This is a genomic window from Candidatus Tiamatella incendiivivens, assembly GCA_015522635.1.
GTDB lineage: Archaea > Thermoproteota > Thermoprotei_A > Sulfolobales > Acidilobaceae > Tiamatella > Tiamatella incendiivivens.
Map to the genome: position 1 here is coordinate 12664 of WALW01000023.1, position 26070 is coordinate 38733.

Genomic DNA, 26070 nt, shown 5'->3' on the forward strand with positions numbered 1-26070 from the left:
CTTAAGTGGAGCTGGAAATCGAAGAAATTATCATCCTAGGAAATAATATAGTCGGTTCGGAGAAGAGATACAAGATCCGTCTAAAAGGAACAAACATCACATTAAACGTAAGAGCTGAAAACGACGAGGACGCCATAGAAAAGGCTATGAAAATAATTAATGGTCTCGAGGGATGAGAGTTACTTAACTTTCACATCAGACTCGCCGGTAATCCAATAAACGCCGTCATCCCTCACTTCTCTCTTCCATATAGGAGCTTCATGCTTAACCAACTCAACAAGCTCCTTCAAAGCAGCAAATCCAGGGATGCGGTTACTAGTTCTCACAATGGCAATAAAAGTGATATCTCCAGGCTTCCGGGTTCCCATATAGTGAATTAATGCAACACTATCTAAACTGTATTTCTCCATGACACTCGAAGCAATATCTCTAAGCCTATCCTCCAAGCTTTCATGCGCCTCGTATTGAAGCTCAGAAACAACTCCACCATTATTCAGCTTCCTGACTGTACCAACGAAAAACAATGTAGCACCGCTCTCATTGCTAGAGTCCAACATCTCGAATAACTCGTCAAGCGAGAAAATGTCATTCTCGTCTGCAATACGTACATAAATACGGGTTCCACCAGAGGAGGGGGGTAAAATATCAATTCTCCCTTCCCTAACCACATCGTTCATCCTTAACCGCCTCCCTTTCTCGTCTAGAACAATGATCCCCTTAAGTTTGGATAAGACTATAGATAACCCTTCATTTAACCCAGTTATAACATTTAGAAGCTTCCTCACGTTGCATTCATCATTGCAGTCAATAACTAGTTCCCTTGAACCAGCAAGTTCAGCTAAGACTGCATAAAGCCTAACTTGAACCCTCAAAACTTATGCACCGCTAGATATCCTTCTCCTTAACCTTAGAAGCCTTAAGCTTATCGAGTTCATCCAAGACTTCGTTAATAGCACTTCTAGCACAGTCCTCATCAAGCCTCTCCAGTAAAAGTCTAAGGAACTTTGATGCACACCTATTGCTATGGAAATACAAGGTAAAACCCGATTTGTTCAGGACTATTCCCTGTCCTATCGGGAACTTTCTACCACAAACATTACATTCATAATAATCTTCAGGCAACTCCGATCACCCATTTGTCCCCTAAATCTAAGAACCATCAACGAATAGAAATATATAAGCTAGATATCCACAATTCTCGGGAGGTAATAGGTGTAGCCTTAATAGATAGTATTTAACGGCACGAATGGGATGGAAGACGATGATGTCTAAGGAAATAGTGGAGTTAATAAGGAAGAAAGGATGGCAAGGACTAAACCAAATCCAGCTCAAAGCTTATAACGAGATACTGGAAGGTAAAAACACGCTTATAATAGCCCCCACTGGAAGTGGGAAAACGGAAGCAGCGATCCTTCCGCTACTAGACATGATGTTAAAAGAAAACTCTAAACCTGTAACAATCCTATATATAACGCCTCTAAAGGCCTTAATCAACGACCTCTACGAGAGAATAAAATGGTGGGCAGTACAACTCGGTTTCACTGTTTCGAGAAAACACGGGGACGTCTCAAAAGGAGAGAGGGCCAGGAGAACCAGGAAGATACCTCATATCATAATAACCACACCTGAAAGCCTGAAAATAGATCTAGACTGGGCGAGTAGTTTTAGGGTTAACTACAGGAACCTGAAATTCATCATAGTTGACGAGGTACACGAACTAATAGGAACTAAAAGAGGTATACAGCTGGCAATACTCCTTGAGAGATTAATGCATCTTACTGGGAGAGACATTCAAAGAATAGCTTTATCAGCAACCATCGGAGACCCAGAAAAAGTGGCACAATTTGTTTTCGGATCATCAAAAAGACCGGCAGCTATAGTGAAACCCCAGGTAACTAAGCCTATCAGGATAAAGGTAACGTATGCTTCTGGAGACGATATTTTCGAGGAAAGCGCTAAGCTGGTCTCAAAGGAAATAGAAGGCAAAACAATAGTTTTCGTAAACTCACGCTTCATAGCGGAGAGATTACAAGACTACCTGAATAAGATAGGTATGAAAGACATTTATGTACACCATAGTAGTGTTTCAGCCGAAATACGGGAAAAAGCCGAGAAGATGTTTAAGGAAGGAAGCATCAGAGCAGTAGTTGCGACAAAAACACTTGAACTAGGTATAGATATAGGTGAAGTAGAAAAAATCGTCCAGTACCGTAGTCCTCCTCAAGTTTGCAGTCTTCTTCAGAGAATAGGTAGAAGCGGCCACAAGATGGGTGTAGAAAGCAAGGGTGCAATAATCACACTAGACCCTGTTGATTATCTAGTAGCAATAGCTACCTCAAAACTAGCGTTAGAAGGCTGGATAGAAAAGCCTACCGATAATATCATACCATTAGACGTAGTATCCAGAGAATTAGTTGGAATAACTCTTGAGCATGGAAAAGCGAGCATTGACCTATACTATGACATACTTAAAGGAGTTGGATCATTCTATGAAGGCTTGAAGAAAGAGGATGTAGATAAACTGGTAAACTATCTAATCAGAAATAAGCTTCTCGTCCATAAAAATGGAGCTCTCAAGGTAGGACCCACATTCTATAAGATATGGAGATTCAAGGACCATGACAAGCCTTGGTGGGCTAAAAGCTTCGCAGAATTCTTCACAGTTATCCCTCGGAATGAGGCTTTCACAGTATATTATAGGCGGAAACCCATAGGCAACATTGACTCCTCCTATGTATACCGGCATCTAAGAGAAGGTGACACTATTAGGTTAGCCGGAAGCCTATGGCAAGTTAAAGAGATAAACGAGCAGCTTAGATCTATAGAGGTCATTAAAGGTGTAGGAGAAGGTGAGATACCTCTATGGAGGGGGGAGACATTCTCGAGAAGCCCAGTCATAGCAGAAACTGCTTACCAGATCCTGGTGAATCTAGCGGAGAAGGGTACCTACAATAAACCTGATACACTCGAAACTGACCCAGGGGCAGACAAGGAGCTCGGGTCAATGGCACGGGAGTACGTTGATATAGGTGTACCAATAGCTTCACGCGATTTAATGCTGGTAGAACAAGCGAATGAGGAATACATATTCCAATATCCTACAGGGAATAGGATAAGCGAGACACTTGGAGCAATAATATCATTCATAATATCCAAGAAACACGGTCTTGGGACGTATTATAGAAGTAGCACAATGGGGTTCTCAGTAAAAGCTCCAAGCGGCATCAACCCTCTAGACATTCTACTAAACTTGGACCTTGAAGACATAGATCAACTAGCAGTAAAAGCTGCTCTCAGAACACCATACTATAACTTAGTTACATCGGAAATCCGTGCTAGTTTCGGAATAGTAGTCAAAGCAGACCCTGAAGAAGATCAGATACTACTGGATGATGCCCTAAAACAAGTGCTGTATAGGATATTCGATGTAGAGGGAGTGAAGAAATTCGTAGGGAAACTGAAGGCTAATGAAATAAAAATATACACTAAGAACACAGGTCCATTAACACCGGTTGCAAAGCATATACTAAGCCTCCCGCAAGTAAAGCCTTGGATGAAAAGGGTTGAACGCCTCCTGGCTGAGAACCTTCAGGGATTCGCTATGACGATCCCAGAACTCTCAGAAACGCTTGATTTAGCAGAGAAAACTATTGAGAATGCGTTAAGGGAAATGAGAAAACCCGGGCACCCGTATAGAGTGTTCTGCTTCAAAGATCCCTATGACAATGATTGTAGGTGGGCACTGATAGGGGATGCTGAAGTAATAATGGAAATGGAAGAGTTTATGGAAAGTTTCCAACCCGTAAAAGATGAGCCGTTCCAGGTTGAGATACATACAAGCAGGGGAGGAGTTCCATACACATTCATGGTTAGTTCTATGGAAGACGGGATAGATAGAAAGTTAAATGTGATTCCGAACGATGTTTACAGCGTCAAGATTAAATCAATGAACCTCTACGATGAAAGGGACGTTGGCTATCTACATACGCCTAAGGAACTAGTGCCTCACCTGATAAGGAATGGAATAGCATACATACAGAGAACGAGAATGTACTACTAGCAATAACTTAACAGTTTAAACTTTTTGTGAGGCAATGATGAACGCTACGACTCCGAATCCCCCTATGTGGAGGGCACGTGTTCCTGAGCCTCCTTGAAAACTCTTTTTATCTATTATTCCGTTATTCTTAGTACTAGAAGGTGATTCCTATATGGAATACAAAATAGAATATAGGCCATCCTTTGCATTATTAAAAGTGAAGTTATCCCCTAGAGATACGATAACCGTAGAAGCAGGTAGCTATATGCTCCATAAAGGGGATATTGAAATCCAAACTAAGACCGGAGGATTATTCAAGGGACTGGCTAGGTCCTTGCTTGGAGGGGAAAGCCTTTTCATGAATACATTTGTTGCAAAATCTCCCTCTGAAATATGGATAGCGCCAAGTCTTATGGGTGACATTATAGAAGTAGACGTTAACGGGTCATTGTTCGTACAAGATATGAGTTACTTAGCACATGCCGGGAATCTAGAGGTATCAGTCGGATGGAGAGGATTGAAAGGGCTCTTGGCTGAGGGAGAACTAGTCTGGCTTAAGATAGAGGGAACTGGTAAAGTGTTCATAAACAGTTACGGGGCAATAGAGCGATTGGATCTACAGCCAGGAGAGAAGACAACCATTGACAACATGCATTTCGTTGCAATGGATGGAACAGTGACGTGGAGAACTAGAAAGTTCGGCGGAATGAAGTCTTTCCTATTCGGTGGAGAAGGAATAGTCATGGATGTGGAAGGCCCGGGTAGAATATGGGTGCAAACAAGGAACTTACCGCTATTTGCTAGGGTTCTACGGAAATACCTTCCAGGTCGAGACTGAAGAATATTAGAGGGCTCGGACGGGGATAATGAGGATCACTGCAACTGAAGAGCTCTCCTCGGGCGCTATCCTCATCGCCCTAAATAGATGTTCTATGAAGAGATATATTTCTAGTCAACGGTGAATATGGTTTGTGTAAATGTAAGCTTATCATCGTTCTAATCCTTTACTCAAAACCTTACGAAACAGCATTACTCAGCCGATTATCACAGGATAAATGTAGACTAGTAAATGCCGAGGAATCTATAGGTAGAATACTAGTTGACTGCTCGGGAGCGAATCTGGATAAAGTCCGGCAATTACTTGTAAAAACGGAGAGCTGGACCGGCGAAGTCAAACTAAAATGCCTATCAAAGAAATGCAAGGTAGTAGGGTTATGTAATATAGGTGGAATATGCTTGGTTAACTCTAGACTCACATTGCTATCCGGAACTTCTAGTGGCTGTGAAGTAAAAGTCTGTTCTAAAACTGTTAGAAAACTTGTTTCACTGATACTAACAGCCATATTTTATACCGCATCATTTGATGACTTAAAAGAAAGGCAAGAAAACCTAGTTAACTTGCAAGGGAAACTAGATTGCAGTGATTGAAATGTTATAATATTTTATCTTGCTCATCCTATAAGATAATTGTTTGACGGTACAGATGAGGTGAACCCCTATCCCCAGACCTCAATAGAACAGGGATGAAGAACAGAAACCCCGTCTGATAATAAGGGGTGGAAAGTTTGCAGCTGTCAACAGAACTAGGAGTGTTTACGACAAGAATGCTAATAGCATTCTTCACAGGAGCCTTAATAGGGCTGGAAAGGGAGAGGACCCGAATTAGGAATCAGAAAAAATATGATTTACCAGGCTTGAGAAGTTTCGGTTTAACCGGGTTGTTCGGAGGGCTTACCTCTTATCTGACTATACACCCATACGGTCTGAATGGAAGCATAATATTTTCTGCAAGTACTATTGGATTCCTGATAGTGCTTGTTTTCTATATAATTCACCGTGCAATAATACTTAAACTCACAGGTATAACTACTTACCTAACATTACTCATAACCTATACTTTAGGCATAATGTGTGGATTAGGACTACTAGTGGAAGCCGTTTCTGCTAGCATACTTGCAACTTTTGTACTTGCTATCAAATATCCTTCTAGGAAACTCATAAGGGAGCTATCTTATAAAGAGTTTATTGCCTTACTGGAGGTAGGAACGCTTAGCCTTATATTAGGTCCCATTATTTATAGCTTGAATGTTACATTCCTCGGTCTTAGCGTTTTCAAGGTATACATATTCTTTATGATTGTTCTGTTGATCAGTCTCTTCTCTTACTTCCTCGTAAAGGTCTTTGGTACTGTGGGTCTTGAGTCAAGTGCTGTTCTCGGCAGTCTCGTCAATAGCGAAGCAACTATAGCGTCTATAACATCCATTTTAGATAAAATAGAGGATGAGCTCACATGGAATAAACTATTGAGGTCTTCCACTCTAATCGTTATATCTACACTCCACGTCAGGTCTGCCATATTAGCTCTAGTTGCAGTATACACGTTCCTTAGTACCCAACTAGCGACGGAGCTAATACTACCTGTGCTAATAGCAACTTTACCTGCAATAGGCGTATTGACAGTGTTATCAATACGGCGTGGAAAAACTATGGGTCCAGGGAAATTCGTCTTGGAAAGCCCTCTTAACTGGGGTGGAGCGCTAAGGACGGCTATAGCATATTCGATTTTAACTCTCACAGTATATTTAGTATCAAGTACCTATAAAGAATTCTTGCCGCTAGTAGCTTTTCTAGGAGGCCTTGTAAACGCCACAGCAACTATCTTCTCATTGACAGCTTATGCATCATCCCTTCCACTGTCACTGGTTGCGAGTAGTTTACTCCTCTCAATAGCCTCTGCTACATTAAACAAGGTATTCTATTTGTCAGACAAGACTTACAGAACAGGAAGGTGGAAAATGGTATTTCTTACATCAATACTTATGAGTATACCGTTCTTCGCTGTTGCCCTATTTGAACTACTTCAATCTTAAGAATTCTTATATACTTGTTGATACACCGTTCAATCATATGTAAAGGGAGTTAGCGGTTTAGAGAGGAGTTGGATATGTCAAGTTCTGGCGTACTTGAAATAAACATTGGGCAAAAACCATTGGAGGAGTATCTTCTAGAAGCAGTAACTGCATATCAAAGCGGAATCGAGGCTATTGTAATAAAAGGAAGAGGATTCAATATATGCAAAGCTGTTGATCTCTACAATGATCTCCTTGAAAGACTAGGGGAGGACGCGTTCAGGGTTGAGAATGTGGAGATAGGAACTGAGAGAGTACGAGAGAAAGGCAGAACAGTCCCGAGGAGCATTATAGTCATAAAGCTAAAATCCGTTCCCCTCTAAGCAGAGCTGATGGTTTCACCTATCTCGCCTCTACCCATAGATTCTGTAATCAAACTCTCAACTTGAGCCTTCAGAGTTGTTAACGCATTATCGATATCCACAGAACCTTCGTATATCAAATCCATAACTCTCTCCATAACTCTACTAGCCTCCTCCGACAATAGCTGGTCGAAATTACCCATAACATAATTATAAGCTTCTACTCCCTGCTTGGTAGGTATCACAAACTTTCTCTTCTTACTCTCAATAACGTAGCCATGACGCTTGTTAGCATGTATAGCATTGGCATACGTGCTCGGTCTTCCTATACCTTTCTCCCTCATAAGCTTTATCAGATCACCGCTCTTATAGAGGGATACTGTACTTGACCTATACACTAAATACTCCTCAACATCCATTTTTTCACCAGGTTCAACATTCATAATCCATGCAAAGGTTACAGGCGGATCAGCGAGATCGTATCCGTGTTCCAGTACTCCAACAACTCCTTTAACCACACTCTCTAAACCATATGGAGCGTTGACCTTGGCCTCTCCCAGGAGTAGCTTGGCAGATTTCATCTGGCTAGCTATGAACCTCCTAAATATCATATCATATAGTTTCAAATGCCAGCTTGTAATCTTAACCTGTACCCTTAGGCTTCCATCTATGATTCTTCTTTTTACCTCCTCAGCATCCAAAGGTTGGGTAGGCCTTATTGCCTCGTGAGCTCCTCCCTCCCCCCAGGATCTGGGTGTCGCTAGGCTTTCCATGCCTTTCTTACGGAGATATTCTAATGCAACCCGTATACCTGTGCTAGATATTCTCGTACTATCCGTCCTATGATAGGTAATGAGGCCAGCTTCGAATAAGTTTTGAGCTAGGGACATGGTTGTCTCGGAGTTGAAACCGAGCTTTCTACTTGCATCAAACAATAGCGAGTCGGTTGAGTATGGAGGAGGCGGGGTTCTAATAATCTCCTCCATCTTCTTATCAGAGATAGTAACATACCCTACTCCATTCTTCCTGATCTCTCTGGCTAAACCCTTGTCATTCATGTAGAATACTATTTTGGCTCCATTAGCTAGTTTGACCATTACTCCGTAACCAAGATTCTTCTTCCATTCCTCATAGCGCTCAATAACCCATCCTAGAACAGGTGTTTGAACCCTACCAGCTCCAAACCATCTCTTCCCAAATCTATCCCATAGTCTTCTCGAGACAGAGAATCCTATCCATCTGTCCTCTATTCTCCTGTAAATCTGGGCTTTAACAAGCCTCATATCGATTTTCCTAGGACTCCTTATGGCTTCAATGACAGCTAGAGGAGTAACCTCATGGAACTCTCCTCTCCATATATTGCTATTATATGGTTTGAGGGTCAGGTAGACATCATATGCTATCTTCTCGCCCTCTGTATCTGGATCAGTCGCTACTATGATTTTGTCTACCTCTCTAGCAAGCTTAGTCAGCACATTTAGCCGTGTGCTACTATCAATAATAGCTTCAGTTTCACCACAGATAGGACACTTGTTCTCTATACTTGCAAATCTGTGGCCACACTTTAGGCATCGTTTGATTGTGCCATATATAGGCATAAAGCCTTTATCTGGAGACAGGCGGACACCGTGGAAACTATCCTTGTCATCTACAACTAGATCATATAAGTGTCCGAGAGTGCTTGTTATAGTGACAAGGTAAGCTTTACCTGTATTTGGATCCATTATTGAAGTCTCATAAACAGTAAGCCGGCCATATCTCCTCCTAGCAGGGCGTCCCCAGAACCAAGCTATCGTCCTAGCCTTGTTGGGGCTTTCAACTATGAATAGCAGTGTTTCTATATCAACCTTTTTGCCAATGCCTTTCCTGGATAACTCTATTTCTTCCAGGAGATCCTTCTTATCTAGTTCCCCATAGGGTTCAAGCTTGTTCTCGAAAACATAAAACTTTAGCCTATCTCCGAAAGCTTCTATTCTCTCTTTTACAGGGTCTATTACAACGCTTAACCCTTTAGTCATAACCATCTTATAAAGCCTACTGGCTCTACCGCTCGCCTGTAAATACGTGGGTATATCTGGGACGTCTATATAGAGGTTTCCACCTCTTTTAACCAGGACGTAGCTTGAGACACGTATTGAACCGCCTTCCTCTACTAGTGAGTCGTATGCTGTGGCTACATAAGCTCCCCACTCTCGAATAAGGTTCACAAGCTCCTCAACCAAACCTGTGGGGGTAATTTTCCCTTGAAGAGCCATCTGGATAACTTCATAGTTCCCTACTTTTTCTAGGAGCCAAGAAATCCGTTCTGCTGCCAGGCCAGCTTTCTTATCACCTCTATCTTGCAGCCCTGATAATAAGCTCACGAGCCTCTGAGGGCTCTTAACAGCATTCTCTATAGATATTCTTCTACCGGGAACTCCTATGAATACAGTATACCTTACTTTCTCAGGTAAATCCAGTCCCCTGACTATAACACCGTATCTCGAGGCCATACCGACTATTACATCAACCTCGCCCTGGGAAAGCTTGCGAACAGCCTTTCTGCTACCTGTTAGGGCTTGCTCGACGCTTACTCCCAAGCTTTTCAGGTGGCTGATCACCCTAACCGCTTCTTCTTTACCGTAGATTTGTGATACGAAAATTAATCCTCCAGCACCTAACTCGCTGACTACTTCCCCTAGTTCCTCATAAGCATTACCTGCTATAATGTATGAGTCAACTATGTCCCTCATATAATCGCTTCCTCCACCTACCTCAAAGCCTAGCAGCTCTTTGAATAGGAAATGTTTGAACCCTCTCGGTCTTCCCGTCGCGGTCGCTATTACGAGCTGACCTATAGGTCTGTCTCTAATGGATTCAGCCAAGGTTTTCTCTAAATCAACTACCTTAGCTTTTAGCTCTTCTATAATATTCTCCCGGCCATTCCTTAGCTCAGCAAAGAACTTCAACCTGGTTTTGACTAGTTTATACGCTATTTCTATGCCTTCAGGAGGGAAGCCTAAGAGGACAAGAACACGGTCTATATTCTTAGAGTTCCGGAGCAGGCTGTCGACATCGTCTATCATTACATAATCAAAATTCTTCTCGGAGAGAAGCCCATATCTTCTCTGGAGGAACCCTGTGGTTATAACGAGTATATCATATTCTCCGGATTCTATTCTAGAGAGAGCCTCATCTCTCTTCTTTTTACTCATACTTCCATAATAGTAAGCTATAGAGACATGCTCCCCAGAATTCTCAGCGATCTCTGCTAGCCTAGCAGCAACCTGGATAACGAGATTCTCTGTTGGGAGAACATAAAGTACACTACCTTCTCCCCCAGAAGCCTTATAAACTGCATAGGTCATGAGAAGAGTGCTCTTGCCAACTCCAGTAGGAGCTATTATAGCGAAACTCTGTCCGTTGAGAAGCCTCTTAGCCCAGCTACTCTGGGCACTCCATAAACTGCTAGCATTTGCCTTCTTGAAAAACTCTTGAAACCTCCCGTATTCCTTTTCCTGGATCCAAAGGAGGGAATACCTGCCGGTTACACCGTTCTTTCTTAAAGCCCTGTAAATCTCTCTAACTCCTCCCTCGACAGGATTAGGTAAGCATCTCTCACAAGGTAGGCCCTTCTCTAGTCTCTCCGCAGTAATAGGTCCACCACAGTTAGGACAGCCCTTGCTAAGTATCGGCATCAAACCTGTAAACCCGAGAAACGCTTAAGTAAAAGGTTTGTTTAATGATGAGCGGCTCGGTATTACCGGTATGAAAAACTAGTGGAAATGAATGAAATGGTTAAGGGGTTAATCTCTCCGGATCCCTAGGTAGAAGCCTAGCCTCCCTAATGTTCTGAAGGCCTAGAATCTGCTTTACAACTCTCTCCAATCCCGTCCCTGCACCGCCATGAGGAGGAGCACCATATTTGAACATTTCAACATACCATGACAAGCCTTCCGGGTTAATGCCCTTATTCTCAATCTGCTTCAGCAAACGCTTGTAACCGTGTTGCCTTTGACCACCTGTAGTCATTTCTAAACCTCTAAATATCAAGTCAAAGCTACATGTAGGAGTCTCAGGCTTTAACTCATCGCAATATTCTTCACTAGAGCTTCCCGCACATGTACATGGCATAGTGTAGAAGGGCCTCAGACCCCAGGGATAACGGGTGATGAAAACAGCATGATAACCATATTCCTTCTCAAGGAACTCGCCCAGAAGCCTTTCTCCCTCAGTATCTAAATCTTCCCCTGGAGGATACTTTTTCCCGTACTCCTTTTTCAATATACCCAGCACATCTTCCAGAGGCATACGCGGTATCTCTTTCACAGGCTCTAGGAGAGCATTTGGATAATATTTCTCTATGAGATCACCATACTTATGTAAAATCTCTGTAGTAGCGTTCTTCAAAAAAGCCTCAGCCACATCCATGATTTGATTGAAATCATTTATGAACCCCATCTCGTAATCCATGCTCGTATATTCCGTCAGATGCCTAGGTGTGTGATGGGGTTCAGCCCTAAAGACCGGTCCTATTTCGAAGACTCTTTCCAGACCAGAAATTACTCCAAGTTGCTTGTAAAGCTGGGGGCTTTGTGCTAGGAATGCCTCTCTTTTGAAATATATTACTGTGAAGACCTCTGCTCCTCCTTCGCTTGCAGCTCCCAAGATTTTTGGAGTGAATATTTCCGTGAAGCCCTTCTCCCTGAGGGTTTTCCTGAAAATATCTGCTACATCAGCCTGAATCTCGAATATCATCCTGATCTTATCATTCCTTAAATCCAAGTACCTATAATCCAGTCTTTTAGCGAGAATAGTCTTTTCCGGTTCTCTTATATCTATTGGTAGCGGTTCCGCCGCTGACAACATCACTAGCTCGCTTACAACAAGTTCCCGCCTGCCAGGAGCTTCATCACTCTCTTTCAAGACGCCTTTAGCCGCAATAGCGCTTTCTATACTTATTTTCTTAGCAAGCTTCCAAGCTTCTTGGGATACGTTCTCCCTTACGACGAGCTGAATTTTACCGGTTCCATCTCTCAGTACTACGAATACGAGTCTACCTATAACCCTTATATGCTCAGCCCACCCGGCGACAACGAGCTCCTTTCCTACTAATTTCCGGTCGGAGAACAGTTCAATAGCAGTCTTCCGCAAACGTAAATCAATAGGCAAAACTTCCACCCTTCACCTGATGCCTAGCTGGAAGAAATCCACACATGTCCTATATATAAACAATATCAGAAGATTATCCTACCTGGAGAGTCGTATGGTGAGGAAGCAGACTTCACATCGAACTAACAGTAATAGCTGTAAACTGAAGCCTGGATATACACTTGTTATTGCAGAGAAGCCTAAGGCTGCCAGCCGGATAGCATTAGCACTTAATGCCGGGAAGAAATGCTACTATGGTAGAGCCTCATATTATATAGATCAGTCCAGGCGTATTGTAATTGCTTCAGCTGCCGGACACTTATACGGTTTATACACTAAAAAGAGTGGGTATCCTGTTTTCACATACGAATGGATACCCATACATGAATATGAGAGAGGCACATATTATCTAAAGCCTTATTATAATTTGCTCTCGAGATTAACGAGAGACGCGGGACTATATGTAAATGCTTGCGACTACGACATAGAGGGAAGTGTCATCGGATATATGGTCATAGCCAAAATGGGTGACCCGAATAGAGCTAAACGAATGAAATACTCAACACTGACGCAAGCTGAACTAAGGGTAGCTTGGAGAAAACTTGTACCTCTAGATACGGATATGGTGGAAGCAGGCATTGCAAGACACGAAGTAGACTGGTTATGGGGAATCAATATAAGTAGAGCATTGATGGATCTAGCAAAAAGGACGACTGGACGCCGTATAATACTTAGTGCTGGCAGAGTTCAGAGCCCAACTCTAGTTAAAGCTTATCAAGATTGGATGGAGAGGAGGCTATACGTACCTGATCCCGTCTTCGAAGTCATTGTATTCCTAGAAAAAGACGGGGTGAAATTTAATGCTAAACTCATAGGTGACCCTGAAACTAGGAAGGAAGCATTAATGATAGCTGAACAAATCGGGCGAGACGGTAAGCTCCAGGTCTTATATGTGGAAAGGAAACCATATGAGAGAAAACCTCCTCCCCCGTTTAACCTCCCAGATCTACAGGCGGAAGCTTCGAGAATATACGGGTACAGTCCCAGTGAGACGCAGAAGCTAGCAGAGGATTTGTATTTAGCTGCTACAATAAGTTATCCGAGAACTAACAGCCAGAAACTACCAGCAACGATAGGATATAGAAACATTATAGGTAAGCTTGGATCGATATATAAGTACAAGGATTTCACAAAAAGCCTTCTCTCCAGGGATAAACTATACCCAAGGCAGGGGCCGAAAGAGGACCCAGCTCATCCAGCAATATATCCTACTGGCTATATATCAGGAGACCTCACACCAAGACACTATAGAATACATGATCTTATTGTGAGGCGATTCCTAGCAACATTCAGCGACAACGCTCTCCTAGTGAGAACGGATTCGACATTAACAGATATCCATGGTAGATATAAATTCCAAGCAACTGGTACGAGCGTCGTAAGGCCAGGCTGGATGGAAATATACATCTTTTCCAGACCGGAGGAGAAGCCTATACCGCCGCTATCTGTAGGTGAACTTGTTGATGTAATGGATGTGAAAATGAAAACGGTATGGCCCAAGCCTACTGATCCGCCCATCAGGAAGATTAACCTTGTTAAGTGGATGGAAAAAGTTGGAATAGGAACAGAGGCAACTAGAGCGAGGATAGTTGATACATTATACAGGAGAGGATATCTCAAGAGAGGAGGAATGGAAGACGAAGTGACTAATCTAGGTGTTGGTGTCGCGAGGCTTGTAATGAACGCCTTCCCCCAACTGTCCACGCCTGATCTTACGAGGAAGCTTGAAGAAGACTTAGAATCCATAAGAATTGAGAGGAATACTAGGAGTAAAGTTGTCCTCGAAACTAGGAGAATTATAACTAAACTGCTTGACTCCTATGAGGATCTACTGGAATCAGAAAAGGCTAATATTGTAGCGGAAGAGGCAGGACTAAGGATCCCTAAGATGAAATGCCGGTTATGTAACATGCCAGCTAAGACCGAGGTCAACGGTGTACCTTTATGTGACGTTCACTATGAGGCATACATAAAGCTCAAGAGAAGGCTTCCATCTCTCAAGTATCGGGTAGAATCTCCAGTTGATAGGTTGCTATCGAAAATCATTAGAGTCTCAGGGAGGTTTGTTGCTGACGTAGCGAAGGAAGCCCTCCGAGATAAAAAGCTTTATACCGAGCTTAGTGCTTGAAGCTAAGCAAACCCAGATACGGGATCTTGAATACCGAGCCGTGAATAGTTAGTACTACACCCTTAATCCTCCCATAGGATATACCTATACAACTACCCCACATTCTATCATACTGGTACTGATCTTCAATACCATTGTTATCCCCCCATACACGGTAATAGTAAACCCCATTATATCTACATGAACTGATTACTCTGTGAATAATATAGTTACCAGTCTTGCTCTTGTAGACAACTATATCACCAGGCTTTATTTCTTCAGGATTTTTGTGAATAAGCATAACCATATCGCCTGTTCTGAGGAGGGGGTACATACTGTATCCTCTTACAACCGCTATCGAAGTTTTTGTCCCCGTGAATACAGGTAGCCAGTAATTCATTGTCAACACTAGTACCAAGATAACTATTGTAGCGGCATAACCAGCTATCTCAACTCTGCTAGGCTTCTCCAATGTTCAACACCATAAACCAGATTATATAGAATAGATTAAACTACAAATTAAGGTGTTACCCTTTTGACTATTAGGGTAATGAGTAAGCTTGCTGGCATCCCTGTGGAGATCATGGAAATAAAGATTAACGCCAATCCCAACATTTGCAATTCAATAAATATCGACGAAGTTTCCCGTAGAATCACATCAAATTATCCCTCACCCCGAGATATAACTGGGGATCCCAGAGTCAGGGAGTATAGGAGAACATTATGGAGTTTCAAAATAGATCCGACGAAAACCAGGCCTAGTCCCGAGGCTCTTCTCCGGAGACTAGTTAGAGGAAAAGGGTTTCCCCTAGTTAATTGCGCTGTAGATATGGTCAACTTGGCAAGTATGGAGTATATCGTTTGTATAGGATTGTACGATAGAAGAAAACTCCCTTCCAAACATATCATCCTAAAAACCTCCTCTGGGTCACAGACATTCTATCTCCTCGGTGGAAATGAGAGGATACTACCGGTAGGAGTGCCGATAGTAGTCTCCGGTGATATAGTAATACACCAATACTCAAGTAGGGATTCCAGATTAACCTCTGTAGACTATTCTAGCGAATATCTAGTAGCTATAGCATATGGACACCTAGGAGATGACCCAGAATATCTAAAGGAATCGCTTAACAGGTTCAAGGAACTCATAGACATGTGCGGTTGCCTTAAAGAGTTATAATACTCTTAGAACATTTTAATGCCAAGCAGAGGTTGGGGTGAATGGATACTTTTGGGATCTATAAGATACTATATAAGGTAGCTGGCGAAGCTGCAGGCTTAGTTAGAGAGCGATTCTGGGATGATTCCTCTAGAGAAATGATTGCAGAAGACACTATGAAGATAGATTTGGAAAGCGAGCAGTATATAGTTGACTCTCTTAGAAGTGAGGGCATTTCAGGCAAATTCATAGCTGAAGAAACCGGAGTAACCGAATACCAGGGCAGCTATAAGATTATCATAGATCCCCTGGATGGAAGCAGAAATTACAAAAGAGGAATCCCTTGGTTTAGTATAAGTATAGCCGTTGCTCCCAAAGAAGGCTCCCTGAAAGACGTTATAGCCGGAATCGTCTATCCACCTCTGGGAATTGAACCGTTAGGATTCGCTAAAGGCCTAGGATGCTATAGAGGATTAGTGGAGACTAAGGCGAAAAAGGGGTCAGAATATGTTTTTGTATATGTAGATAACCCTGAAGCATACAGATTGATGGGAGAGGGCTTCTCGAAACTTAAAGGTAAAGTTGTCAGAAGCATGGGAAGTGCTGCTCTAGAAATCGGTCTGACAGGAATAGGAGTAGGATATGCTTTCATAGATTTACGGGCCAAGTTGCGTGTAGTAGATGTAGCTGCAGCAAGTGGAATAGTATGGGAGTGCGGCGGGACTATTCATATGCTACCGGGAGTAGAGCTTGATGCTCCTCTGAGAAACATCGAACGTTTCAAAATGGTTAACGCTAGCCTAGAAAAGGAATTTGTCGAGTACTGGGATACTATAGGAGGTAAAGAACTGCAATAATATCTATATAATGTTTTAACTATTTAATATATAAAACAAACGTACTAAATATATAATAACTCTATCAGCTATTTTTCTTTAATAGATAAAAGCAATATAAATAGGTGATTGTTCGTGGAACGTAAAATAGGAATTATCTCAGTTATCCTGCTATTTATGCTGGTAATCCAACCGCTAATAGTGTACCAGTCATCAGCTGATACAAACACCAACCACATCATAATAAAGGCAGAGATGAATGACAAGCAGACAGTCCTTCACATAGACTCAAAACTCTACGGTGAAAACGCGAAGAAACTCGCTTCACATAACAACCTCGCAGGAATGAGTAGATCATATGAACTCAACATATTCTACAATTCGACGACAGTCCATCTAAACGGAACCATACAGGTGTTAAAGAATATAACATCAATATCCCAAGGCATACAAACATCAGGGCCAACGGGGCAAGGAATGAGATTTGGCAGTGTTGAAAATCTAACAATAGGAGTAAAGGCCCATCTCGAGTACATACCGCAAACTAATATGACTGATATAAACTACCAAGGACAAGCAAAATTCGACGTTAAATCCAATCAAACAGGAGGCCATTACATAGTAGGATTTACCGGAAAAGAAGCCAGGAATACCACCTTAGTAATTAATAATGTTAACCTAGCCATAAACCACTCCTTCCAAATGACAGCTAATATGTCAGTACCGGAAGCAGGCGGCATGGGGGGATCATCCATACCTTCGACGGGAACGACAGTAACAGCTCATACGTATGTTTATATTTATAGAAATACACTGATAGTCAATAACAGTAGCAATAGCCGCACCCACATAAAAATAATAACTGACGACTCAGCTGACTGGTTTGTTGTTCAAGGTATAGCTTTGATGATGAAGTATCAAGGAGCGAATGTAACAATGCCACCGATGGGTCAGTTACCTATAGTTGGACGGCAAAACGTTACAGTGATTATAGATATGAGTAAATCAGCTCAATTGAACTTCCATATGATCAATGCCACTGAACTAAACATACTGAACGAGACGCATCCTGGCCCATTTACTGCTGATGCCGTTATAAATGTCTCAGAAGACTCTACCGGGTATCTAGTTAAAATCGATGTTAACGGGAAGGGAGACTTCAGTAATGGTGTTCTTTACCCGCAATTCGGTGTAGACGCCACGTATATGAATGTCCATGCAGAGGGATCTAGAGTTCATGGATCAATAGAGCAAGTAATTGTTGGAAATGTTAAACTAAAGCAGGAGGATCCCGGATTAGTCTTCCTAGGAGTAAAACATGCTATGATGAAGTCCTACGCGGAAGTAGGCTACAATGGTACCGTTGAGTATTCATTTAAGTCGGATACTGATAATATGAAATTCCTACTAGATAATAATGAATACACTCAAATAACATTTACATCAGAAAACGCTACCAAGCTACCAGAGCTCAAGTTAAAGTACAATGGAACAGTTATAGGCGGGGCAAACGGTATTTTAGAATTAGTTGTCCTTCAGCACATACCGAAAGCATCAGTGATAATTCCATCAGTAAAGAACATGAGCAAAGTAGTAATTAGAGCAGGAGAATCCGATTCGCTGGTAATACATCCTAAAGGAGGCATTCACGCAGCTAAAGAAGTATTAGTTAATATAACAATTGCCGGTAAACACCAAGTATTAATGCAGCTGGAACCGGGAACAGATGTTTCTGGCGATATAAACATAACTGTAATAAATAATCCGGGAGAAATACAAGGTGTACCAGAAGGCTATGGACTTGCTGGTCCAGCATATAATGTTAATGCGAACGTGCAGGGTAAAGTAATGCTTGGAATAAAGGTTGACAAAGGTGATCTCAACTCAGTACTTATCCTATGGGTGCATGGATCAGGGTCAAACAAGAAGGTAGAAATACTTCATCCGGTAAAAACTGATGAACAATCAAGAATGGTGTTCGTACTAGTGCCTGGATTCAGCACATTTATACCAATAATGCCTATGACCGCAACGACCTCGACATCTTCTCCGCAGCCTACTGAGTCTACAGGAACAGAGACCTCGACAAGTATCTCGACTCAAACCAGTACCCAGACCTCGACATGTTCAACATGTACTTCAACAAGTTCTCCTATTCAAACCGGATCTTCAAGCACTACAGGAACCTCAGGAGCGAAGTCTAACACTGGAGTAATCGCTGGAGTTATACTAGTAATAATAATTTTAGCATTCGCTGGCTACTACCTAGCTAAGCGCTAGCTCTTTCACCATGACCAATGCATCCATACCATCTCTGTAATATTTTTTCTTTACGCCATTAATCTTATATATGTTCTCCTTGTAGAACCTAATTGCATTGTAATTATCCGCCCTAACTTCGAGGTAAAAAGTTATTGCACCTAATGATTTTAGCTCAGCTTCAAGCCTGGACAAGAGAAGAGCCCCGACTCTTTTTCTCCTATAATCTTTTCTGACTGCAATGTTCAATACATGGCCGAATCCTCCTTTCTCAACAATGCCTATGGCATAACCGATGATTTCGCTGGCATCGTAAACCAGGAATCTCGCTGTGTCTAGATGTAAGAAGAAGCCTAGGGCGATGGGATGCCACGCGTCGTCCCCAAAAACTTCTAATTCTATCCTGTAAATTTCCGGCAAATCCTTGTTTGTAGCTCTTCTTATCCTGGTGTTCCCAATCATTGTTATCATCTAGTGCTCTAATTATAATTAGACTTAATGTATCATTAATTACCGTCGGACTATGGTGTGCTAGGGTTGCAGGTGGAGCAACTGAATAAGAAAGGGCGGAGTGTTAGGTTAAAGCTAGAGTCTGAGGAGGATCTATGGATACTTAGAACATTACTGAGAGGCGGAGATATAGTTACGGCGAAGACTACTAGGGACGTCAAAGTGTCTGAGACAGGTGAGGCTGAAAGGAGGCCTATGATACTAACAGTCAAAGTGAGAGGGGTAGAGTTCCAGCCTTTCTCAGGTAGCCTAAGGGTTAAGGGGGTGATTATAGAAGGTCCTGAAAGGTACGGTCTGAGAGGATCATGGCATTCGTTTAACTTTAAACCTGGTATGGAGCTCGAGGTTGAGAAACCTAATGGTTGGAGTAGGAGGGATCTTGAGAGGGCTTCTAAAAAAACGTATGGAGGCAAGGCTATTGTAGCTGCCGTGGATTATGACGAGTATGCTATAGGTCTTGTTAGTGTTCAAGGCATTAAGATTCTAGAGGAGTCTGAAATATATTTACCTGGTAAGGATGATCCTAGTAGAGATCAGGTTTTGGAGAAAGAACTGGCTGCCTTGGCTCGTAGAATAGTAGAGCATACTCCGCGATATAATGCGGATGCTATTGTTTTGGTCGGCCCAGGGTTCTTGAAGGAAATGTTAGCAGGACGTGTAAGGGAACTTGTTCCAGGTAAGAAGGTGTTAGTGGATAATACTAGTATGGGCGGTGTTAAGGGTGTGGAGGAGGCTTTGAAGAGGGATAGAATAGCAGAGGCTCTCGGGGAGGTTGAAGCGGTTAGAGCTGAAGGGATTATTGAGGAATTTAACAGGTTACTCGTCAAGGACCACGATCTCATCGCCTATACACCTGCTGATGTCTCTCGAGTATCCCGTATTGGAGCTGTCAAGAAACTCGTTATAGTTGACGAACTGCTCTATTCTCCAGAGGATACTACTAGAATGCTTGTAGAAGAGATCTTGGAGAATGCAGAGAAATACAGGGCTGATGTTATAATAGTACCTGCCAAATCACCCGTTGCCCGCAGACTACTGCCTCTCGGAGGTGTGATTGCTATACTTAGATATAGGATTACCGGAGACGCTAGATTAAGTACCGATAAGGGTTAAACTGGTAAGTACTCCCTTTAAACTCCTCATCTTTGTTATGATCTTGTCTATTTCCCTCAAAGAAGAAGCCTTCACCTTAACTACAACGTCAAACTGACCATAAGTCACCCTGACATCTTCGACGTTATCCTTAAATTCCTTTTTTACGGCCTCCGCGACCTCGTGTTCCTTTGCCACTTCAGTGTTTATTAGAACATACGCGATTATCTGTTCCTCCAACTTTTTTCCCACCAATTTCCCTTTAATTAATTTAATTTAACAATAAAAGGTTACTTTCACGGGATTGATTAATATTCTACTCTAATACGTATACAATCCCCGGGGTGCTGTCTGAATGGTAGAGCTTAAGCCTAGGATCAAGGAGAAACGCTGGGATATAAAGAGAGAGAAGGAGATCATTGATAAATGGAAGGAGGAGAAGATTTACACGTACACAATGAACTCGAAGGACACCAGGCCACTCCTGGTGATAGATACTCCTCCTCCATATCCAAGTGGTAAATGGCATGTCGCCGGTGCAGCTCACTATTCCCAGATTGACATGATAGCCAGGTACTTTAGACTCAAGGGATACAACGTTGTATTCCCATTCTATGCAGATAGGAATGGTCTCCCTGTCGAAGTCAAAGTCGAGAAAACCTACAATGTGAATGCACACAAAATGGCTTCGACCCCTGAAGGGAGGAGGAAATTCATCCAACTCTGTAGCAGTTTCCTAGACGAAGTGGAAAGCGAGCTTATAACTATAATGGAGAGAATGGGTTGTAGCCATACGTATTGGAAGAATGGGACTGATAGTGTGAAATATAGAACAATGACTCAGGCAACGTTCATAGAGCTATGGAAGAAGGGGATGATTTATGAGGATGAGAGACCTGTCAGATGGTGCCCCAGGTGTAAGACCACTCTAGCTGAAGCAGAAGTCGAGTATGAGGAGAGGAAAGGCTATCTATACACTGTAATCTATACGCTAAAAGAGACAGGTGAACCTCTATACGTTTCGACTACTAGACCTGAACTCATAGCCGCATGCAGAGCTCTAGCATTTAACCCAGAAGACGAGAGATACAGGCATTTGGAGGGGAAGACGGCTCTAGCTCCTATCTATGGGCATGAACTAAAGATCCTCTCTCACCCACAGGTCGATCAAACCTACGGTACAGGTCTGATGATGATATGTAGCTATGGTGATGAAGACGATGTTAGAATGTTCAAGGAATTGGGATTAGAACCCAGGGTTATAGTCAATGAGGATGGAAGGCTAACAGAAGAGGCTGGGCCTTTAGCGGGTCTTAAGGTAGATAAGGCTAGGGAAAGGATCGTTGAATTATTAGAAAGGGAAGGATTACTACGTGATAAAAAGGAGATAACCCACAAGGTACCTACTTGCTGGAGATGCCATACCCCCATACAGATCATCCATAGAAGGGAGTATTTCCTGAAGCAAATGGAGTTCCTCCCAGAGCTAAGAAAGCTGATTGATAAAATAGAATTCAAACCACCTATACATAAAAGGAAGCTCCTCGATTGGATGGATAGTATAACAATGGACTGGCCAATATCTAGAGACAGATATTATGGTACTGAGATACCAGTATGGCATTGCACTAGTTGTGGTGCAAAAATAATCCCAGAGCCGGGGAAATATTATAGACCCTGGATAGATGAACCACCCTTTGACAAATGTCCTGTATGTGGCGCTTCTAAAGATAAACTTGTAGGTGAGAAGAAGACATTTGATACCTGGTTTGATAGTAGCGCATCAATGCTATATGTTACACAATGGTTCTATAACAAAGGTTTCTATGAGAGAGCTAAAGAAAATACCTTACGCCCTCAGGGATACGAGATCATTAGGACATGGCTATACTATAGCCTGCTAAGAGTATACCAGTTAACTGGTAGACCGTCATTCAAGTTGATTAGAATATCAGGTATGGGATTGGATCAGAAGGGTAGAGCAATGCATAAGAGCCTCGGAAATGTTGTAGACCCCGAGCCCATCCTTGGCCAAGAAGGAGCTGATGCTTTCAGATACTGGGCAGCTGCCTCAGCTAAACTAGGGTATGACTATAGATTCAATCCCGACGTGATTAGGACAGGTAAACTATTTGCAACTAAACTCTGGAACATAGCTAGGTTCATAAGTAGCTTCCCAGTACCCGGGGATAGCTACGAATTATCTAATCTAGACAAAGCATTCTTAGGCTTACTGGATGAGTATTTGGAGAGGATAGATGGAGGGTATAGTAATCTAGATGTATTTGACCCTATCCATCTAATATACGAGTTCACATGGAATTTCTTCGCAAGCCACTACTTGGAACTATCCAAGAAAACTGCCTATAATAGAGATGGAAACTATTCCGAGGAAGTGCAGAGAGGTACATGGTATGCTCTCCACCAGATTCTCCGACGAATACTAATAATTCTCTCACCAATTATGCCGGTTGTAACTGACGCTATTTACAGAGAACTCTATGGTGGGAGTGTACATAAACAGTTATGGCCTGAGAAGGTAGGATACGAGGAACTTGCAGATCTGGCAAGGAGCATAGTAAAGATAAACAATGCTATCTGGGGTGAGAAGAGAAAGCTGGGCTTGAAGCTGGTTGACAGTCTACCTGGAAAGCTATGTTTAGCTATTGAAGCCCCTAGCGATATATTAAGTATAATGGAGGAGTTCCACAAAGCACGAATAACGGTTAATACAGATTGCGATGGTATAGAAATAGCTCCTGGGATAAAATTACTTGACTAACCTATTTTGAATCCTGCTGCGAAACCTGCTAGGAAGCTTGCTGCAAAGGGGATGTTCATAATTACATACGTCTTCATGCTAACTCCAGCTCCAGCAATGTGGCCTGCAGCTCCTTCTATCTTATCTTTTAGCGCATCATAGTTAACCGATATTATTCCCTGGTTTGCCAGGTAGAGAAGGCCTAGTGTGAATAGTCCTAGGATTATGAGTAACAGTTTCATCACCTTTTTTACAGCGAAGCCTGTGGCAAAACCCAGTATAAACCCTCCTCCAGCTTGAAACGCCAAGTTCATCCAAATATCACTGTTCGAGGTATCCACTGACTTCACCCCTATGGTTTAACTACTAGTTTCCCCGATTAAGAATAAAAAGGGTGTGGAACCTTGGTTGAGCGTGTTTGTCTAAAGGTATATGTAGAGGGGAGAGTTCAAGGGGTTTTCTTTAGAGCTAATACGCAGGCAATTGCTAAGCAGTTAGGTGTAAATGGTTGGGTAAAGAATCTTACAGATGGACGTGTTGAAATGCATTTAGAAGGGACATACTCTAGTGTCGGGAGCCTAGTGGCTTGGGCGTTGAAGGGTCCTAGGCATGCTAGGGTGGATAGATTGATTGCTGTCAGAGTGGAATGTAAGGATTACGCTGTATTCGATATTATGTACTAATACAGGATTGGGGTCAGTAGCGCCGACCATGCTCATAGGCTATATTTGGGCCTCACGCCGTGGTCTATCTCCATTCCCCATACCGTATATTTACACTAGAACTTGGAATATTAAATCACAGAGAGCTATTGGCGGGTCAGTGAGAGAGCCAGAGATCATCCCCTCTAGCAGGGTCGCCCGGTTTGCTAGTCCTCATCCCCGCTACCTTCTCTTTAATCAATTCTAGTAATCTTTCAACTATATACTCGGAAGGGTCTGTTCTCGTAGCATGGTAGAAACCCCTCCATAGTGGTGCACTATTGACTTCAAGTACTAAATACGATCCATTGTTAACATCCTCGGCAATATCTACTCCAGCAAATTCTAATCCAAGGATTCTAGTTGCCCTCAAAGCTAGCTCCTCTAGTTCTCCGTTTAACTCGGCTTTAACAGGCTTTGCTCCCCTCGCTATATTTGTTTTCCATCCCATTGAGACGCGGTACATACCTCCAAGGATCTTACCGCCAACAACGAAAACCCTAATATCTCTACCCGGCTTCTCAATATATCTTTGAATGTATATTGGTTGACCACTCCTGAGAACAGTTGATAAATCATAGAATGCTCTATCCTCATCGTCTATAAGCATAACACCACGGCCCAAGCTTCCTATTACGGGTTTGATTATCGCTTTACCCCATTTGGATAGGTATCTCAGAGCAGTTGACACACTCCAAGTCATAATAGTTTCTGGTGTGGGAAGGCCTCCCTCGGATAAATATAGTAGCTGGGTTATTTTGTCTCTTGATAAAAGAAGACTTTCAAACGGGTTTATCACAACAGTGCCAGAGAGTTCCAGGCTTTTAATTAAACCTAACTTACCAACAGCTTCTTCTGCAGTGTTAATGTCTCCGAGACCCTTCACTATAGCTCCATCTAGCTTCACCTGCTCGTCTTCTGCAATAGCCAAACCTCCCTCAAGACTATAAGGCACAGAGGTAACCCTGAGGTAATATGGAGTATGGCCTTTCTCTATTATTCTCCTGAATAATTGTCTGACACTCCAAACCATATGCGGTGTATCATGGATTACCGCAATTCTAAACGTCAAACTCGATCCACCAGGGCTCACAGCATGTTTGTATTATATTATCCCAGGGATATTATAATGAGAAGAGGGATTAAGGCTAACGGGGTAGCAGGGACATGAATACTTGTATAGCCAATGCTATCATTGCAGGGATTATAGGGGCAGTACTATACGTTCTCCTAGTCAGACCATATATAAGATGGGCACATAGACATGGGAGAGTCGGTAAGGATATGCATAAACCTCAGCATCCGCCAGTAGCTGAATCTGGCGGAGTAATATTCTTTATCTCAGCGTTAGCAATAGAATCGACACTATACCTTCAAGGCGCATTTAACCTTAACCAGTTATACACTATGTTATTAGTGACAATTATAGCTGGCATCATAGGAATTATAGATGATGAACTCGTCCTCTCGCCAAGTGGAAAAGTCCTAGGCGGCTTAGTACTAGGGGCTCCCTTCATATTATTCAACACCTATGACCCCCACCTAGCTATACCCTTAATCGGTTCGGCAAGGTTTACAATACTTTACCCTGTCGCAATCCCTATAGCAATGACGGTATTCGCGAATGCGGCAAACATGAGCGATACTCATAATGGAGTTCTTCACATAACATCTATATTTATATATCTAACTGCAATTACCTCCGGGTACATACTATGGATGCATGGAGGTACACCCAACGCTGTTATTTTAGGAATCTCCTTCCTCCTATTACACCTTGTAGCTTTACACTACAATTTTTTCCCCGCCAAAGTCTTCAATGGTGATATAGGAAGTCTCACAGTGGGCACACTGGTAGGATTAGTAGCAATACTTGGGAAGGTTGAGTTGGCAATCATACTTGCAATGATGCCCTGGGTTATAAATGGGTATGGTAACATAGCAAGCCTCCGGGGCTTCAGAGGGCGACACCAGTTACGTAAGAGACCGGTTGTTGTAGAGGGATGGGAAATAAAGGGGAGTAGTGAAAAAAGCGTACCCATAACTCTAGTACGGCTCTTAACGAGTGATCACTCACTAACGGAACCTGAAGTGATCGCCGCCTATATAATATTGTCTGCACTAGCTTCCACTCTCTCCTTGATTATAGCTCTCTTTACTTATACAATGTAACAATATTTAGTAGAGTTTACAAGTAGAAAATAT

The 26070-nt window shown here is 42.5% G+C and carries 23 protein-coding genes; 14 read left to right on the forward strand and 9 right to left on the reverse strand.

Features of this window, described 5'->3' with window-relative positions; genetic code table 11:
* The first annotated feature begins 5 nt into the window (after positions 1 to 5).
* Positions 6 to 176 carry a hypothetical protein gene (locus tag F7B60_05995; protein ID MCE4615059.1) on the forward strand — a complete coding sequence of 57 codons (171 nt, stop codon included), beginning with the start codon at positions 6 to 8 and terminating at the stop codon, positions 174 to 176.
* Between the two features lie 3 nt (positions 177 to 179).
* Here the strand turns inward: F7B60_05995 and F7B60_06000 are convergent, their stop codons facing one another.
* Together F7B60_06000 and F7B60_06005 are read right to left on the reverse strand one after the other, a co-directional pair.
* Positions 180 to 872: a molybdenum cofactor biosynthesis protein MoaE gene (locus tag F7B60_06000; protein ID MCE4615060.1), complete on the reverse strand. Its 693-nt coding sequence runs from the start codon at positions 870 to 872 to the stop codon at positions 180 to 182.
* 13 nt (positions 873 to 885) lie between these two features.
* On the reverse strand, positions 886 to 1122 hold the full coding sequence (locus F7B60_06005; protein ID MCE4615061.1) for a hypothetical protein: 237 nt from the start codon (positions 1120 to 1122) through the stop codon (positions 886 to 888).
* 139 nt (positions 1123 to 1261) lie between these two features.
* Here F7B60_06005 and F7B60_06010 point away from each other — a divergent pair, with 139 nt between their 5' ends.
* From F7B60_06010 to F7B60_06030, 5 genes are all read left to right on the forward strand, one after another.
* Positions 1262 to 4060: a DEAD/DEAH box helicase gene (locus F7B60_06010; GenBank protein ID MCE4615062.1), complete on the forward strand. Its 2799-nt coding sequence runs from the start codon at positions 1262 to 1264 to the stop codon at positions 4058 to 4060.
* Between the two features lie 151 nt (positions 4061 to 4211).
* Positions 4212 to 4877 (forward strand): TIGR00266 family protein, encoded by a 666-nt coding sequence (locus F7B60_06015; GenBank protein MCE4615063.1) that lies wholly within the window; start codon positions 4212 to 4214, stop codon positions 4875 to 4877.
* 131 nt (positions 4878 to 5008) lie between these two features.
* Positions 5009 to 5467 carry a hypothetical protein gene (locus tag F7B60_06020; GenBank protein ID MCE4615064.1) on the forward strand — a complete coding sequence of 153 codons (459 nt, stop codon included), beginning with the start codon at positions 5009 to 5011 and terminating at the stop codon, positions 5465 to 5467.
* A 137-nt stretch (positions 5468 to 5604) separates the two neighbouring features.
* Positions 5605 to 6909 carry a DUF4010 domain-containing protein gene (locus tag F7B60_06025; GenBank protein ID MCE4615065.1) on the forward strand — a complete coding sequence of 435 codons (1305 nt, stop codon included), beginning with the start codon at positions 5605 to 5607 and terminating at the stop codon, positions 6907 to 6909.
* A gap of 74 nt (positions 6910 to 6983) precedes the next feature.
* A complete protein-coding gene (locus tag F7B60_06030) occupies positions 6984 to 7271 on the forward strand; it encodes a DNA-binding protein (protein MCE4615066.1) in 288 nt (95 codons plus the stop codon).
* Here F7B60_06030 and rgy read toward each other — a convergent pair.
* Both rgy and aspS read right to left on the reverse strand, forming a co-directional pair.
* Positions 7268 to 10927, reverse strand: a complete 3660-nt coding sequence (gene rgy / locus F7B60_06035) for a reverse gyrase (GenBank protein ID MCE4615067.1) — start codon at positions 10925 to 10927, stop codon at positions 7268 to 7270. The two genes, F7B60_06030 and rgy, sit on opposite strands and share 4 nt — an antisense overlap.
* Before the next feature lie 100 nt (positions 10928 to 11027).
* Entirely contained in the window at positions 11028 to 12401 is a 1374-nt protein-coding gene (aspS, locus tag F7B60_06040; protein MCE4615068.1) for an aspartate--tRNA(Asn) ligase, read from the reverse strand.
* Positions 12402 to 12495: 94 nt separating this feature from the next.
* On the opposite strand from aspS, the gene topA reads away from it, so the two are divergent.
* Entirely contained in the window at positions 12496 to 14568 is a 2073-nt protein-coding gene (topA, locus tag F7B60_06045) for a DNA topoisomerase I (GenBank protein MCE4615069.1), read from the forward strand.
* Here the strand turns inward: topA and F7B60_06050 are convergent.
* Positions 14558 to 15019, reverse strand: coding sequence for a signal peptidase I (locus tag F7B60_06050; protein MCE4615070.1), 462 nt, complete (start codon positions 15017 to 15019; stop codon positions 14558 to 14560). The genes topA and F7B60_06050 overlap by 11 nt on opposite strands.
* A 63-nt stretch (positions 15020 to 15082) precedes the next feature.
* Between F7B60_06050 and F7B60_06055 the strand changes: the two genes are divergently transcribed.
* From F7B60_06055 to F7B60_06065, 3 genes are all read left to right on the forward strand, one after another.
* The gene (locus tag F7B60_06055) at positions 15083 to 15727 is read left to right on the forward strand and encodes a hypothetical protein (GenBank protein ID MCE4615071.1); all 645 of its coding nucleotides are present in this window, start codon (positions 15083 to 15085) and stop codon (positions 15725 to 15727) included.
* 41 nt (positions 15728 to 15768) lie between these two features.
* Complete coding sequence (locus F7B60_06060; protein MCE4615072.1) at positions 15769 to 16563, forward strand: hypothetical protein; 795 nt, start codon at positions 15769 to 15771, stop codon at positions 16561 to 16563.
* A gap of 114 nt (positions 16564 to 16677) precedes the next feature.
* Positions 16678 to 18822 (forward strand): hypothetical protein, encoded by a 2145-nt coding sequence (locus F7B60_06065; protein MCE4615073.1) that lies wholly within the window; start codon positions 16678 to 16680, stop codon positions 18820 to 18822.
* Here the strand turns inward: F7B60_06065 and rimI are convergent.
* Positions 18808 to 19263: a ribosomal protein S18-alanine N-acetyltransferase gene (gene rimI, locus F7B60_06070; GenBank protein MCE4615074.1), complete on the reverse strand. Its 456-nt coding sequence runs from the start codon at positions 19261 to 19263 to the stop codon at positions 18808 to 18810. The two genes, F7B60_06065 and rimI, sit on opposite strands and share 15 nt — an antisense overlap.
* An 81-nt stretch (positions 19264 to 19344) precedes the next feature.
* Between rimI and F7B60_06075 the strand changes: the two genes are divergently transcribed.
* Positions 19345 to 20424 carry an mRNA surveillance protein Pelota gene (locus tag F7B60_06075; GenBank protein MCE4615075.1) on the forward strand — a complete coding sequence of 360 codons (1080 nt, stop codon included), beginning with the start codon at positions 19345 to 19347 and terminating at the stop codon, positions 20422 to 20424.
* Here the strand turns inward: F7B60_06075 and F7B60_06080 are convergent.
* Positions 20404 to 20643, reverse strand: coding sequence for an Lrp/AsnC ligand binding domain-containing protein (locus tag F7B60_06080; protein MCE4615076.1), 240 nt, complete (start codon positions 20641 to 20643; stop codon positions 20404 to 20406). The two genes, F7B60_06075 and F7B60_06080, sit on opposite strands and share 21 nt — an antisense overlap.
* A gap of 115 nt (positions 20644 to 20758) precedes the next feature.
* Between F7B60_06080 and F7B60_06085 the strand changes: the two genes are divergently transcribed.
* The gene (locus tag F7B60_06085) at positions 20759 to 23185 is read left to right on the forward strand and encodes a valine--tRNA ligase (GenBank protein MCE4615077.1); all 2427 of its coding nucleotides are present in this window, start codon (positions 20759 to 20761) and stop codon (positions 23183 to 23185) included.
* On the opposite strand, the gene F7B60_06090 is transcribed toward F7B60_06085, so the two are convergent.
* Positions 23182 to 23505, reverse strand: coding sequence for a hypothetical protein (locus F7B60_06090; GenBank protein MCE4615078.1), 324 nt, complete (start codon positions 23503 to 23505; stop codon positions 23182 to 23184). The two genes, F7B60_06085 and F7B60_06090, sit on opposite strands and share 4 nt — an antisense overlap.
* Positions 23506 to 23568: 63 nt before the next feature.
* Here F7B60_06090 and F7B60_06095 point away from each other — a divergent pair, with 63 nt between their 5' ends.
* A complete protein-coding gene (locus F7B60_06095; GenBank protein MCE4615079.1) occupies positions 23569 to 23847 on the forward strand; it encodes an acylphosphatase in 279 nt (92 codons plus the stop codon).
* Between the two features lie 136 nt (positions 23848 to 23983).
* Here F7B60_06095 and F7B60_06100 read toward each other — a convergent pair whose 3' ends face one another.
* Positions 23984 to 24937, reverse strand: coding sequence for a RimK family alpha-L-glutamate ligase (locus tag F7B60_06100; protein MCE4615080.1), 954 nt, complete (start codon positions 24935 to 24937; stop codon positions 23984 to 23986).
* Positions 24938 to 25032: 95 nt separating this feature from the next.
* Here F7B60_06100 and F7B60_06105 point away from each other — a divergent pair, with 95 nt between their 5' ends.
* Entirely contained in the window at positions 25033 to 26037 is a 1005-nt protein-coding gene (locus F7B60_06105; protein MCE4615081.1) for a hypothetical protein, read from the forward strand.
* Positions 26038 to 26070 lie beyond the last annotated feature (33 nt).